Annotated in this window: 10 protein-coding genes, 1 tRNA gene and 6 pseudogenes; 5 read left to right on the top strand and 12 right to left on the bottom strand. The window is 61.9% G+C overall.

Annotation, left to right across the window (positions count from 1 at the left end):
* Positions 1 to 110 precede the first annotated feature (110 nt).
* The 4 genes and pseudogenes from AC0L7P_RS00640 to AC0L7P_RS00655 form a co-directional block, all read right to left on the bottom strand.
* A pseudogene (locus AC0L7P_RS00640) lies at positions 111 to 954 on the bottom strand (ATP-binding protein).
* Complete coding sequence (locus tag AC0L7P_RS00645; protein WP_473434046.1) at positions 951 to 1,934, bottom strand: Mu transposase domain-containing protein; 984 nt, start codon at positions 1,932 to 1,934, stop codon at positions 951 to 953. The pseudogene AC0L7P_RS00640 and the gene AC0L7P_RS00645 overlap by 4 nt, the downstream one beginning before the upstream one ends.
* 123 nt (positions 1,935 to 2,057) lie before the next feature.
* Positions 2,058 to 2,627, bottom strand: a pseudogene (gene istA / locus AC0L7P_RS00650) (IS21 family transposase); the annotation flags it as partial.
* A gap of 353 nt (positions 2,628 to 2,980) precedes the next feature.
* A tRNA-Lys gene (locus AC0L7P_RS00655) sits at positions 2,981 to 3,056 on the bottom strand.
* A gap of 96 nt (positions 3,057 to 3,152) precedes the next feature.
* Here AC0L7P_RS00655 and dapF point away from each other — a divergent pair.
* The 5 genes and pseudogenes from dapF (at position 3,153) to AC0L7P_RS00680 (ending at position 7,147) form a co-directional block, all read left to right on the top strand.
* Positions 3,153 to 4,000 (top strand): annotated as a pseudogene (gene dapF, locus AC0L7P_RS00660) (diaminopimelate epimerase).
* Positions 3,997 to 5,253, top strand: coding sequence for a tRNA (N(6)-L-threonylcarbamoyladenosine(37)-C(2))-methylthiotransferase MtaB (mtaB, locus tag AC0L7P_RS00665; RefSeq protein WP_473434047.1), 1,257 nt, complete (start codon positions 3,997 to 3,999; stop codon positions 5,251 to 5,253). The pseudogene dapF and the gene mtaB overlap by 4 nt, the downstream one beginning before the upstream one ends.
* A complete protein-coding gene (locus tag AC0L7P_RS00670) occupies positions 5,250 to 5,864 on the top strand; it encodes a glutathione S-transferase (RefSeq protein ID WP_473434048.1) in 615 nt (204 codons plus the stop codon). The genes mtaB and AC0L7P_RS00670 overlap by 4 nt, the downstream gene beginning before the upstream one ends.
* A gap of 23 nt (positions 5,865 to 5,887) precedes the next feature.
* On the top strand, positions 5,888 to 6,514 hold the full coding sequence (locus tag AC0L7P_RS00675; RefSeq protein ID WP_473434049.1) for an FMN-binding negative transcriptional regulator: 627 nt from the start codon (positions 5,888 to 5,890) through the stop codon (positions 6,512 to 6,514).
* Between the two features lie 30 nt (positions 6,515 to 6,544).
* Positions 6,545 to 7,147 (top strand): glutathione S-transferase, encoded by a 603-nt coding sequence (locus AC0L7P_RS00680; protein ID WP_473434050.1) that lies wholly within the window; start codon positions 6,545 to 6,547, stop codon positions 7,145 to 7,147.
* Here AC0L7P_RS00680 and AC0L7P_RS00685 read toward each other — a convergent pair.
* The 8 genes and pseudogenes from AC0L7P_RS00685 to AC0L7P_RS00720 form a co-directional block, all read right to left on the bottom strand.
* A complete protein-coding gene (locus tag AC0L7P_RS00685; protein WP_473434051.1) occupies positions 7,144 to 7,617 on the bottom strand; it encodes a hypothetical protein in 474 nt (157 codons plus the stop codon). The genes AC0L7P_RS00680 and AC0L7P_RS00685 overlap by 4 nt on opposite strands.
* Positions 7,617 to 8,099 (bottom strand): RNA pyrophosphohydrolase, encoded by a 483-nt coding sequence (locus tag AC0L7P_RS00690; RefSeq protein WP_473434052.1) that lies wholly within the window; start codon positions 8,097 to 8,099, stop codon positions 7,617 to 7,619. Before AC0L7P_RS00690 ends, AC0L7P_RS00685 begins: the two co-directional genes overlap by 1 nt.
* A 56-nt stretch (positions 8,100 to 8,155) precedes the next feature.
* On the bottom strand, positions 8,156 to 9,490 hold the full coding sequence (locus AC0L7P_RS00695) for a S41 family peptidase (protein WP_473434053.1): 1,335 nt from the start codon (positions 9,488 to 9,490) through the stop codon (positions 8,156 to 8,158).
* A gap of 7 nt (positions 9,491 to 9,497) precedes the next feature.
* Positions 9,498 to 10,630 (bottom strand): annotated as a pseudogene (locus AC0L7P_RS00700) (murein hydrolase activator EnvC family protein).
* Positions 10,627 to 12,143 (bottom strand): annotated as a pseudogene (gene gpmI / locus AC0L7P_RS00705) (2,3-bisphosphoglycerate-independent phosphoglycerate mutase). Before gpmI ends, AC0L7P_RS00700 begins: the two co-directional pseudogenes overlap by 4 nt.
* Before the next feature lie 109 nt (positions 12,144 to 12,252).
* Positions 12,253 to 12,723, bottom strand: a complete 471-nt coding sequence (gene rlmH / locus AC0L7P_RS00710; protein ID WP_473434054.1) for a 23S rRNA (pseudouridine(1915)-N(3))-methyltransferase RlmH — start codon at positions 12,721 to 12,723, stop codon at positions 12,253 to 12,255.
* A gap of 9 nt (positions 12,724 to 12,732) precedes the next feature.
* Positions 12,733 to 13,101: a ribosome silencing factor gene (gene rsfS, locus AC0L7P_RS00715; protein WP_473434055.1), complete on the bottom strand. Its 369-nt coding sequence runs from the start codon at positions 13,099 to 13,101 to the stop codon at positions 12,733 to 12,735.
* Between the two features lie 179 nt (positions 13,102 to 13,280).
* A pseudogene (locus tag AC0L7P_RS00720) lies at positions 13,281 to 14,124 on the bottom strand (class II fructose-bisphosphate aldolase).
* Between the last annotated feature and the right edge of the window lie 44 nt (positions 14,125 to 14,168).

Raw genomic sequence — 14,168 nt, forward strand, 5'->3', positions numbered from 1 at the left:
AACTGACCCGGTTTCAGCATTTGATTTTGACCCGCCTATTGGGAGGCAAAGCCCTCAGGCGGGCCGCCCTCATATAGCGAGTCCGTCTGTGGGCTTTGCTTGCGGTGCGGTTATTCTTCTCTGCGGCTTTTGCTCTGCGCGAAGCGGTATGAGGTGTTGCCGGTCTCGATGATGGCACAGTGGTGCGTGACGCGATCCAAGAGCGCGGTTGTCATCTTGGCATCCACTGCCCGGCAGTCGCTGCTTGCAGCGATGAGAGGGGCCGAAGACAGCGACCCATTCCCCGAACTCCAGATTGGTGGTGATGATGACGCTGGTTTTCTCGTAGAGCTTGCTGATCAGGTGGAACAGCAGTGCGCCGCCGGATTTCGGGAAGGGGATGTAGCCCAACTCGTCGATGATGGCGCAATCCAGGGCCGACAGTTGCCGGATGATCTTCCCGGCGTTGCCATCGGCCTGTTCCTTGATCCACTGCCCGGCAGTGCATGTTTACATGCATGAGAGGGAGGGCATTGATCAGATCGACCGCGTTGAAGAAGCGGGCCTTTTTGCCGTTGTTGATCAAGGCGGTTCCAAGCGCGATGGCGATGTGGGTTTTGCCTGTTCCGGTTCCACCCACCAGGATGAGGTTGTGTGCCTCTTCGGTAAACTGGCCCGAGCAGAAGGGCTCGATCCGGGCCTTGGTGACGGCTGCCGCGCCGTAATCGAAGGTGGCGAAGTCCTTGTGATGCGGGAACTTCGCGATGCGCATTTGATACTGGCCTCTCGGCGATGCAAAGCATCGCCTGTCAGCTAATAGATGGAGCGCACCCGGCGCTCTACAGTTTCTGCGTCGATCAGTTGCTTTATCGCTGTGGTCAGACTGGGCGGCTTGCGCGCGGACAGCAAATCATGTGCGCAAGCTGCCATTCCATGCAGCCTCAGGGCGGTCAGTTGATCAATGAGAGCGTTCATATGACGGCCCCCTCTGCCGAGCACAGCGTTTCATAGCGCTTACAATCGGCCTCCGGGCGCAGGGTCAGCTGTGGATAGACGTATGTTTCGCTCAAGGAGGTGATGACCGGCTCGACCAGCTGGTTAATCAGGTTGATGATGGCGGGCAGGCGCAGGGTGTTTTGCTCCACCGCCAGATCACACGCAATCTCGACGACCTCGATCCGGTGATCCTGGGCCAGCAGAAGCAGATCGACAAACTCCCGATCCCCACCTTTGCCGGCCATGTAATGTTCCCTGATCCGATGCATGGCATCTGGCAGTTGCCAATCCACGAAGGGCGCCCCGTTGCGCAAGGCACCGGGTTTGCGATCCAGCAGAGGAACATAATGCCACGGCTCAAAGTAGCTGATGTTGCGGGTGAAGCGGCGCCTGTGTTCGGCAATGACATTCTGGCCTGACACCAGCACGATCCGGCCCGCATAGGCGCGCAAGGAGACATGCTGGCCTGCAAACCGGGACGGCACGCTGTAGCGATTGCTGGCATATTGAACCAGGCAGGTGGAGCGGACACGCACCGTCTTCTCCACATAGCCATCAAAAGCCCGCCCCAGGGGGCGCAGCCCGGCGCGTTCATCTTCAAAAACCTCTGCAACCGTGCGGGTCGAATGTTCAGGATGAGCGCGATTTGCCAGCTCCTCGCAGCGCAGGCGCAACCAGTCGTTCAGCCCATCCAGATCATCGAAGGCTGGCATTGGGGCAAACAACCGGCCTCGCAAAAACTGGACCTGGTTCTCGACCTGACCCTTCTCCCAGCCCGACGCGGGGGGCAGGGCCGTCCAGAAGGGCGCCATTGGTTCAAGCCCAATGGACGGCGGCTCCATGACATAGTGGTTCATCAACGCGAGGAACCGCGGATGGAATATCCGGTCCTTCGAGCGGGAGACATAGGTCACCATCGTTTTGGGATTGTCGATGATCCCGGGGCTCCGCCCGTTCACATCTCAAACCGTCCCCCGGACGGTTTGCCACCTTCGGTGGGTCGATAATCCCGGGGCTCCGCCCGTTCACATCTCAAACCGTCCCCCGGACGGTTTGCCACCTTCGGTGGGTCGATGTTCACCCCGTCGCGGGACCCCGCCGTAGAAGGACAACGCCCGCACAAAGGCATCCAGCACCATCTCCTGGGCTTCGCCGGGATAGGCGACGACAAAGGGCTTGCGACTATGGCACAGGCGGAAGTGGGCAACCTTCACCGATCGCTCGACACCGCCCAGGACAACCCGTTCCTCGCTCCAGTCAAATTGCAGCGCGTCACCTGCCGCAAAATAAAGCGGGATAAAAGCCTCGCCCGAACCGGCACCGGCCTGCTTCAGATCGCGGACAAATCGCTGAACCGGCGAATAGGAACCAGGATAACCTTCCGAGACAAGCTGCTCGTAAAGCCTCACGGCCGTTCGCCGTTCCCGGCGTGGTCGCTTCTGGTCCTGCTCGAACAGCTCCTGAAGCCGAAGATCAAACCCGTTGCACAGTTTGTGCCGAACCGGCGGGGCTTGGCGCTGGTAGCTCGGCGGGCTCTCATCCTTCAGATACTTCTTGATCGTGTTGCGCGATAATCCCGTCGCCCGCGCAACAGACCGGATACTGCGCCCTTCAACCAGCACCCACAGACGGATCTTCGATACACTTTCCATCAATAACACCTGCTCTTCCCTCCGCACTTGAAGCGCCGATGTTAACGAAACAGGTGGGTCAATTTTACTCGCTCATAACCCACCTAAGTGGGGCAATTTCGCATGCCGATTCACAGTCAGGCGGCAACCGCCGAGATCCTTCGTGTGGCATGACGTCAGTGGGGAAAGGGAAACTCACACCTCAAGAGTGAGTTCTGCAACAATGCCGCACACATGTCATCCAATGAAAATTGGCCGCTTCCCGTCCCTCAGAACCCGAAAAATGCCCAAAGGACAAAACTCTGACTGAAAAGGACAGAATCGTGACGCCAGAGTCCAAAAGGTCTGACTGATCACAATATCAAAAGATAAAATGGTGAGCCCGTCGGGATCCGAACCCGAGACCTACTGATTAAAAGTCAGTTGCTCTACCAACTGAGCTACAGGCCCACTGCGGCGCTTGCTACCCGTAGTGGTTTTGGGGGTCAAGAGCAAAACCGGACAAAATTGGGGGTGTCCCTTTCAAATGTTCAAAGCGCGGGATATATGCCCGCCATGCAGGACACGAGAGCAGGAAACGCCGTGCAGTTCATGAAGTTTCACGGGCTGGGCAATGATTTTGTCGTGATCGACCGCCGCACCGGCGGGCTACAGATGACGGCCGCGCTGGCGCAGGCCATCGGGGACCGCCATCGCGGCGTGGGATTCGATCAACTGGCCCTGATCGACCGGAGTGAAACGGCCGATGTCGCCCTTACATTTTTCAATTCCGACGGGTCCACCGCCGGGGCCTGTGGCAATGCCACCCGGTGCATCGCGCGCCATGTGATGAACGACACTGGCGCAACAAACCTGACTCTGCGCACTGAACGGGGTGTGTTGCAGGCGACGGACGCGGGTGGTGGGCTGACCTCGGTGAATATGGGCGCACCCCTGCTGGATTGGGGCGATGTGCCGCTGGCCCACGCCATGGATACGCTGCACCTGCCGATTGCGGGCGATCCGGTGGCAACCGGCATGGGTAACCCCCATTGCACGTTCTTTGTCGATGATGCCGAATCGGTCGATCTGTCCTCTTTCGGCCCCGGCCATGAACATCACCCGCTGTTTCCCGAACGTACGAACGTACAAGTGGCCCATCTGGTGGCCCCCGATCACCTGCGGATGCGGGTGTGGGAACGGGGGCTGGCCTGACGCTGGCGTCGGGGTCGTCCTCTTGCGCGGTGGCGGTTGCAGCGGCCCGGCGCGGGCTGACCGGGCGGCGCGCGCGGATTGATCTGGACGGTGGCACCCTGCACATCGACTGGCGCGATGATGGCGTCTGGATGACCGGGCCCACCGCCCATGTGTTCACCGGCGAACTGACGCCCGCGTTTCTGGAAAACCTGACATGAATGCGCCAATCTTTGCCACGCTGGGCTGTCGGCTCAACACCTATGAAACCGAGGCGATGCGCGAATTGACCGCAAGCGCCGGGGTGGAAAACACCGTTGTCGTCAACACCTGCGCCGTCACCGCCGAGGCCGTGCGCAAGGCGCGGCAGGAAATCCGCAAGCTGCGCCGTGAAAACCCGGACGCGACCCTGATCGTCACCGGCTGCGCCGCCCAAACCGAACCCGAGACATTTGCAAAGATGCCCGAGGTGGACCGGGTGATCGGCAACACCGAAAAGATGCAGCCCGGCACATGGCAGAATTTGGAAAGCGATCTTGGCACCGAAAAGGTGCAGGTCGACGACATCATGTCTGTCACCGAAACCGCCGGCCATCTGATTGACGGGTTCGGCACGCGCTCGCGCGCCTATGTGCAGGTGCAGAACGGCTGTGATCATCGCTGCACCTTCTGCATCATCCCCTATGGCCGGGGCAATTCGCGCTCTGTGCCCGCCGGGGTGGTGGTGGAACAGATCAGGCGTCTGGTCGGGCGCGGTTATAACGAGGTGGTGCTGACCGGCGTTGATCTGACAAGCTGGGGCGCCGATCTGCCCGGAACGCCGCGCCTTGGCAATCTGGTGATGCGTATTCTACGGCTGATCCCCGATCTGCCCCGCCTGCGGATTTCCAGCATCGATTCCATCGAGGTGGACGAGGATTTGTTAGAGGCGATCGCCACCCAGCCGCGCCTGATGCCCCATCTGCATCTGTCGCTGCAACACGGCCACGACATGATCCTGAAACGGATGAAACGGCGGCACCTGCGCGACGATGCCATCCGGTTCTGCCAAGAGGCGCGCCGCCTGCGCCCGGACATGGTGTTCGGGGCCGATATTATTGCCGGGTTTCCGACGGAAACAGATGAGATGTTCCAGGGCTCGCTTGATCTCGTGCGCGAATGTGATCTGACTTGGCTGCATGTGTTTCCCTATTCCGCCCGCCAGGGCACCCCGGCCGCACGGATGCCTGCGGTGGACGGCGGGGTGATCAAGGCGCGCGCGGCCCTGTTGCGCGCCGCCGGGGCCGCTCAGGTGGCGCGCCATCTGGCGGCGCAGAATGGCACTGATCATGCGGTGTTGATGGAAACCCCGCGCATGGGGCGCACCGCGCAATTCACCGAAACCCTGTTTGACAGGGATCAGCCCGTCGGCGGCATCGTTCCTGCGCGGATCATCGGCCATGACGCGACTCAGCTTCGCGCAACGCCGTTGTGACGCCGATCCTGTGGTCGTTCCGCCGCTGCCCCTTTGCCATGCGGGCGCGTCTGGCGCTGCATGTGGCGGGCGTTGCGGTTGAACACCGCGAAATCCTGCTGCGCGACAAACCCGCCGCGATGCTGGACGCCTCGCCCAAGGGAACGGTGCCTGTTTTGCAAACCGACCAGGGCGTGATCGACGAAAGCCTTGGCATCATGCACTGGGCGCTGGCACAAAACGACCCCGAGCATTGGCTTGACCATTCGCCGGACGATGACGCACTGATCGCCACAAATGACGGCCCCTTCAAACGGGCGCTGGACCGCACGAAATATGCCGACCGCTTTCCCGAAAGTGACGCGCGCAAGGCACGTCAGGCCGCGTCGGAACACCTGATGGTACTGAATGATCGTCTTGCCCGCCATCCCGCTCTGTGCGGCCCGCGCGACACCCTGATAGATGCGGCGCTGTTTCCGTTCATCCGCCAGTTTGCCATGATCGACCGGCCCTGGTTTGACGCCCAGCCCTGGCCCCGCCTTGCGGCATGGCTGGACCGTCACCTGAACAGCCCGCGTTTTGCCGCGATCATGGCCAAGCATCCGCTTTATAAGGCGCCGCAAACCGGTTAACCCTGCGCCCAGAGGAGACCGCCATGCACCCCAATCCTGCCTTTCGCGCCACCCCGGACGGGCAATCTGCGGCCTTTGCCCGTGAACGCGGGTTCGGCACGCTGGCGCTGAACGCCGAAGGCGGGCCGTTGCTGGCGCATGTGCCGTTTCTTCTGGATAAGGTCGCCCAGATCGCCGATCTGCATCTGGTCCGTTCAAACCCGATACTGCGCCTGCTGGATACGCCGCAACAGGCGGTGATCGCGGTACAGGGGCCTGATGGTTATGTCTCACCCGATTGGTATGACATGCCCGATCAGGTGCCGACGTGGAATTATGTGGCGGTGCATCTGCGCGGCACGCTGGAGCGTCTGCCCGATGACAGCCTGCGCGATGTGCTGAACCGGCTTTCGGGGCATTTCGAACAGATGCTGACGCCCAAAACCCCTTGGCACAGCGACAAGATGACCCCCGGCGTGATGGAGCGGATGATGCGCCAGATCGTGCCGTGCCGCCTGACCATCACCAGCATCGACAGCACATGGAAGCTGGGCCAGAACAAACCCGACAGCGCGCGTCAGGGGGCCGCCGCACGGATGGCCGCTCAGGGCATCGGGCAGGACACCGCCCTGCTGGCCGCCCTCATGGACAGCCCGCCGCCCAAGCCCTAGGGTGCGGAAAATCAACCCCGGAGACGCCATATGCAACTCTTTCAATCGCCCGCCTCGCCCTTTGTGCGCAAGGTGGTTGTCACGCTTCACGAAACCGACCAGACCGGCGATGTGGAGTTGGTCACCGTCGCAACGACCCCGATGAATTCGGCGCCCGAAATCCTGCCCCACAACCCCACCGGCAAAATTCCCGCGCTCAGCCGCCCCGATGGCCCTGCGCTGTACGACAGCCGGGTGATCTGCCGCTATCTGGATGCGCGCGCCGGGGGCAAACTGTACCGCGAAAGCCGGATCTGGGATACCCTGACCCTTGAGGCAACAGGCGACGCGATCATGGATGCCGCCGTGGCCATGACCTATGAACGCCGCCTGCGCCCGGAAGGCAAACAATCCGACGAGTGGATCGAGGCGCAATGGGGCAAGGCATCGCGCGCCCTGACCGCCCTTGGCACCCGTTGGATGAGCCACCTGAACGGCCCGCTGGACATGGGCCAGATCGCGGTGGGCTGTGCGCTGGGGTATCTGGATTTTCGCCACGACATCCGGCAATGGCGCACCGGAAATGACGCGCTGGCGGCATGGTACGAAACCTTTTCCCAGCGTCCGTCGATGCAGGCGACAAAACCCGGTTAACCGGGCGCGTCACAGCCGCCGTTCAGGCATTTGGTCATCTGGTCCAATGTTGCCTGAGCGGGGCTGGCAAAGCTGCGCCCGGGGCAAGGGCCGACCTCAAGGTGATACCCATCGCCGTGCCGTTCAAGAAACGCCAGCAACGGCACATCCGGGGTCAGCCCTCCGCACCATGGCCCAAGACAGGCGGCATCCAGCACCACAGGAAAATCCAGTGACGTTGTAAATCCGTCGCGGGTCAGGCCCGTTCCACTGAACATCGCCGGAACCGCGGCGTCTTGGGCTGGCGGTTCACTATGGCTCTGGGGCAATTGGCCGGGATCAAAGGCAAAACGCCCATGGACCACGATAAATGTTTCTTCCGCCTCTGCCGCGCTGGTGAAACTGTCGCGCGGTGCGACGGCGCGACAGGACAGCGCGGTTGCCTGCGTCCCGGACACCGCAAGGGCAAGAACCAAGACCAGACCACGCATCAAATTCGCGCCCCGAAGGCATCCATGACCTGCGCATAGACCGCGCGTTTGAACGGCACGATCTGGTCAACCAGCTGATCCTTGGGCAGCCAGCGCCACGCGGAAAACTCGGTCGGGGGTTGGGTGATGTCGATCCGGTCATCATCGCCCAGAAACCGCATCAGGAACCACCGCTGTTCCTGCCCGCGATACCGGCCTTTCCACACCTTGCCCACCAGATCGGCGGGCAGGTCATAGGCGATCCAACCATCGGTTTCCGCCTCGATCCGCACCAGATCCGGGGTCACGCCGGTTTCTTCACGCAATTCGCGCAGGGCCGCCGTGCGCGGGTCTTCGCCGTTGTCGATTCCGCCCTGGGGCATCTGCCATGCGGCCACAGGGCTGTCGATCCGCTGACCGACGAAAACCTGACCGGCAGGGTTGACCAGAACCACCCCGACACAGGGGCGATAGGGCAGTTTGGAAATCTCGTCAGGGGTCATGCGCCGCTCCGGGGTCTTGGTCCTGCGCCCCGAAAATTCCGGGGCGCAGGCACGGGTCACTCTTTGGGACCAAGGGCAGACAGACCCTTGAGGATATCAATGGCATAGGCCAGTTGATAATCTTCATCGCGCAGCTTGGCGGCCTCGGCGGCCTTTTCCTGTTCCTCGATGATGATCTTGCGCTCATCCTCTGTCACCGAATCGTTGCTGATGGCGCCGCGCAGGTCCGCTTCAGAGCGGATGGCCCGCTTGGGGGTATCCTCTTCGGTGTCCACGTCATGCTTGGGCGGCTGGGCCACAACGATGTCGGGCGAGATGCCCAGCGACTGGATCGACCGGCCCGACGGCGTGTAGTACCGCGCAGTGGTCAGGCGCATCGCCCCATCGCCCCGCAGCGGCATCACCGTTTGCACCGAGCCTTTGCCAAAGCTTTTGGTGCCAATGACAATGGCACGGCGATGATCCTGAAGCGCGCCAGTGACAATTTCAGAGGCCGAGGCAGAACCGCCATTGATCAGCACGACCACGGGCTTGCCCTGTGCCAGATCGCCGGGGGTGGCGTTATAGCGGTCACTGTTGGCCGGGTCGCGGCCACGGGTGCTGACGATTTCGCCCGTTTCAAGAAACGCATCCGACACCTTGATCGCCTGGGTCAACAGACCGCCCGGGTTGTTGCGCAGGTCAATGATGAACCCGTTCACCTTGTCGATGCCACCGGCCTCTTTCACCTGCTTTGCCAGGCCTTCCTCAAGGTTGGGAAAGGTCTGATCGTTGAAGGTGGTGATCCGCAGAACCACCGAATGGCCCTCGGTGCGGGTGCGCACGGCGGTGACCTTGATCGTGTCGCGGATGATCGAAATGTCGATCGGGTCGGGGGTGCCTTCGCGCACCACGGTGATCAATATCTCGCTGCCCACCGGGCCACGCATCAGATCGACCGCATCATCCAGCGTCAGGCCCAACACCGATTCGCCGTTCACATGGGTGATGAAATCCCCCGCCTTGACGCCCGCCGCATCGGCCGGGGTGCCATCCATGGGCGACACGACTTTGACGAAGCCTTCCTCTTGGGTCACTTCAATGCCCAGACCGCCGAATTCGCCCCGGGTCTGCACCCGCATGGCCGCCGCATCATCGGCGGACAGATAGCTGGAGTGGGGATCAAGCGAGGTCAGCATGCCGTCGATGGCCGCCTCGATCAGTTTTTTAGAATCAACCTCGGTGACATATTGGGCGCGAATCCGCTCGAAAATATCCCCAAACAGATCAAGCTGTTCATAGACGCTGGCGCCCTTGTCGTTTTCCTGCGCCAAAAGCGGCCCGGCCACCTGAGTGGTCAGCAGAATGCCGGCAAGGGTGCCCCCAACGGCGGCGATTACAAATTTTCTCATCTGTCGATTATTCCTCATCCATTCGGAACCACAGGGCGGGATCCACCGGGTCTGACCCGTCTCGCACTTCGATGTAAAGCGTTTCTTGCCGTTCTTTGTCATCCTCAACCCGGGGCGCAGTTTCAAATCCTGCCAGTTCCGGCGCTCCTGCGCCACCCATCAGACCGACCGGCGTGTCTGCCGGAATAACCTGCCCCGTTTCACCATAGACCTGTTCCAGCCCGGCAAGAACCATCAGATAGCCTGCCGCAGGCTCAAGGATCATCACATTTCCGTAGTCCAGCAGCGGCCCGCGATAGCGGATCGTCGCAGGCCAGGGCGCCGTGACCAATGCGCCGGGGGCTGTGGCCAGCAAAATACCGGGGCGGCGCACCCCGGCGGCGTCAGGGTCGTTGAACCCCGCAATCATCCTTCCGCGTACCGGCAACCGCAGATCGCCCCGGGCCTCGGCAAAATCAGGCAAATCGCGCAGGATGTCATCTTCGGGCAGGTCGGTCAGCCCGCTGGCAAACCCTTCCAGGGTTTCGGTGCTGTCGATCAGGTGCTGCATCTGTTCGGCATTCTCGGTCATCCGCTGTGGAAGATCCACCCGATCCGAAATCGCCGTTGAAAGCCGGGTGCGCGCCTTTTGCACCCCGGCAAGGCCGGTTTGCAGGGTTTTCACCGCGCTGGCCTGTAGGGCGCGCAGGGTGGCGATTTCAGACAGATCACCGCGCAACTCGTTCACCTGCCCCAGCATGGCAGGGGTCACATCCGACAGGATCATCGCCGAACGCGCAGTGCCAAGCGCCCCCGAGGGATGCAGCAACAGCAATGCTTCGGGGCTGCCTTGCATGGTTTGAAGCGCCGCCAGAAGGCTGCCCAGCCGGTCTGATTCGCGGTCGAACCGGGCGCGGATATCGGCCTCGCGCGTGCTGGCCTGACGCAGGCCTTCGCGCAGGGCGGCCAGCCCCCCTCATAGGCGCGGATCGTCTGGGTCAGGGCGGCAATCCGGTTGCGCGATCCATCGGCATCGGCCAGATCCTTGGCGGCCTGATCCAGTTGCGCCGCCGCCCGCCGCGCAATCGCGGCCGGATCGGCCTGTGCCACGGCCAGCGTCGGCAACGCGGCCAGCAGCAGAAAGAACGCGGCGCGGATCATCGGACGATCAGGGTTTCCCCGGTCATTTCATCGGGCAATTCCATCCCCATGAGATCAAGCAGCGTCGGCGCCAGATCGGCCAGCCGCCCATCGCGAAGGGTTACGCCCGTCGGCCCACCAAACAGCGCCACGGGCACCAGATTTGTTGTGTGGCTGGTGTGCGGGCCGCCTGTCACCGGGTCGACCATGGTTTCACAATTGCCGTGATCGGCGGTCACGATCATCGCACCGCCCGCCTTTTCCAGCGCCGCAACCACCCGGGCCAGCCCGGCATCCACCGCCGCGCAGGCCGCCTTGGCCGCGTCCAGATCGCCGGTGTGGCCCACCATATCGGGGTTGGCGTAATTGCAAACGATCAGATCATACCCCTTTTCGATCGCCTCGACAAAGCGGTCCGTCACCTCGACCGACGACATTTCCGGCTGCATGTCATAGGTCGCCACCTTGGGCGATTTCGGCATCGCGCGATCTTCGCCCTCTTGCGGGGTTTCGCGCCCCCGTTGAGAAAGAACGTCACGTGGGGGTATTTTTCGGTTTCAGCCAAGCGGAACTGGGTCTTGTGGTGCTTGGCCACCCATTCGCCGATGGTGTTCACCAGAACCTGTTTGGGAAACACCGCCGTCCAGAATGCGTTGTGGGCCTCGGAATAATCAACCATGCCCAGCCGCGCCGCCAATTTCGGGCGCGTGCCCCGCTCGAACCCGTCAAAATCGTCAAACCCGATGGCGGCCAGAATTTCGCGCGCCCGGTCAGCGCGAAAGTTAAGGCAGAACACCCCGTCGCCATCCTGCATGCCGGCGTAATCCCCGATCACCGTGGCGGGGATGAATTCATCGGTCTTGTCCGCGTCATAGGCCTGCTTCAACGCCGCCTCGGCGGTGGGGGCCGTGGCCCCCTGCCCCTGCACCATGGCGCGATAGGCCTGTTCGACCCTGTCCCACCGGTTGTCGCGATCCATGGCGAAATAACGCCCCGTGACCGTGGCGATAGGTGTATCGGGGGATTGTTCCTGAAGCATATCGACAAATTTCTCTGCCGAAACAGGCGCCACATCGCGCCCGTCGGTTATGGCGTGAATGACAACCGGCACGCCCTGCCGATGTAACAATTTCGCCGTTTCGATCAGATGCGCGATGTGCCCATGCACCCCGCCATCAGACACCACCGCCAACAGATGCGCCGTGCCGCCGGTTTTCTTCAGCGTCGCGATGAAATCTTGCAACGGTTTCTTGTCGGCATAGGTGCCATCCTCAAGCGCCAGATCAATCTGCCCCAGATCCATCGCCACAACCCGCCCCGCGCCGATGTTGGTATGGCCCACTTCGGAATTGCCCATCTGCCCCTTGGGCAGCCCCACGTCGGGGCCAAAGGTGATCAGCGTCGCATTGGGGCAGGTCGCCATGATCCGGTCGAACGTCGGGGTATCGGCCAGAACAGGGGCATTGGCGGATGTATCGGGGTTGATGCCCCAGCCATCGAGAATGCACAGCACAACAGGTTTCGGAGTGGTCATTTCAGCGCCTCATCTGATTTGCCCGATTGATAGCGCGAACGCCGCGCAACCGAAACCGGGCGCGTGATGGTTATGGGCAAAATCTGGCCATTTTCATCAAACGACACACTCACGCCCGGTGATATGGCCCGTTCGAAAGGATCGACGCGGCACGATAAAGTTGTTCGGCCAGCATCACCCGGACTAGCATATGAGGCCAGACCATGGCCCCAAATGACAGCGCCGCGTCAGCATCACCGCGCAGCGCGGGGTCAATGCCGTCAGCACCGCCAATGACAAAGGCCAGATCACTGCGCCCCTGATCGCGCCAGGTGGTCAGTTGGGTGGCAAATTCAGGCGAGGAAAACGTGCGCCCCCGTTCGTCCAGAACGCAAATCAGCGCGCCATCGGGAATGGCGCGCGTCAACAGGGCCGCTTCGCCCGCCATGCCGCCGCCCTTCTTGTCCTCAACCTCGGACAGTTTGGCGGGGCCAAGGGACAAGGCGCGCCCGGTGCGGTCAAACCGCGTCAGATAATCGTCGATCAGGGCGCGCTCGGGGCCGGTGCGCAACCGACCCACAGCACAGATATGCACCCGCATGGGCGGGGATCAGACCGGGGCCTGAACGGTTTCGCCCGGATTCAGCCACATCTTTTCAAGCTGATAGAATTCGCGCACTTCGGGACGGAACACATGGACGATCACATCGCCGGTGTCGATCAGCACCCAATCGCCGGCATCCTTGCCTTCGACCTTGCACAGGCGATCATGATCCTGCTTGAGGTGATCGGTCAGATTCTGGGCAAGCGCCGTCACCTGACGGGACGAACGGCCCGAACAGATCACCATATAATCGCCCATTTCAGACTTGCCGCGCAGGTCAACGGTGACCACCTCTTCGGCCTTGTCATCATCCAGGGATTTCAGAATTTCGGCAAGAAGCTGCTCAGAGGTCAGCGTGGAACCTTCGGCGGTCATGCGTCGGGCCGGGGCAGCCACGCAAGCGGCTGCATCTTGGGACAGGGACAGATCATTGTCCTCCTTCAAAGCACGCCGTCAGGGCCCCGGCGCCGGGCATGGGTGTTACATAGCATCGCATTGTGCAAATCTCAATGGACAGCGCAACGTCAGACTGTGCCAAAGCGGAAACGCGCCCCTCAGGCCCGCAAATCCGGGGCGCCAAAGGCACAAAGCACCCGTCGCGTGGCGTTGAATACCGGATCATGGGTGTCCTGCAATATCTGCACCCGGTCGAATCGGGCGGCGTCAGAATTGACAGCATCGCGCAGGGCCGCCCCAAAGGCCATGCGCAATTCGGTGCCGATGTTGAACTTGCAAACGCTGGAAGTGGTGGCAAGGCTGCGCCGCTGTGGCACCGGCACACCCGACCCGCCATGGATTACCAAAGGCACCTCGGTCACGGCCTCGATGGCGCGGATGCGGGGTTCGTCCAGGCCGCCCTCTTTATCCTGCTGCAAATGCACGTTGCCCACAGAAATCGCCATGGCGTCAACACCGGTTTCACGGGCAAACTGCGCCGCCTCGTCCGGGTCGGTGCCGGCCGAATTTTCGCCACCGGAATAGCCGACAAAGCCGATTTCGCCCTCGCAGGAAATGCCCGCACCATGGGCCATTTCCGCAATCCGGGCGGTTTCGTCGATGTTTTGCGTCAGCGGCTTGCGCGAGCCCATCAAACATCAGCGAGGTGAAGCCGGAGTCCAACGCCTGCTGGCATTCCTCAAACGTATATCCATGATCAAGATGCGCCACCACGGGCACCGAAACGCTTTCGGCCAGGTTGCGGAACATCGCACCCAACACGGGCAGCGGCGTATGCGCCCGGCACGATGGCCCGGCCTGCAGGATCACTGGCGCGCCCAGTGATTCGGCCGCCATGACAAAGGCGCGCATATCCTCCCATCCAAGGGTGACAAGGCCCGCCACGGCATAACGGCCCGCAAGCGCGGGTTGCAAAACATCGGCAAGGGTTGCGAGGGTCATGGTTGTGGCCTTGTGCGATAAGGGCTGCGCCGACCCGAGGGGTG

The organism is Oceaniglobus sp. K40-3 (genome assembly GCF_055808395.1).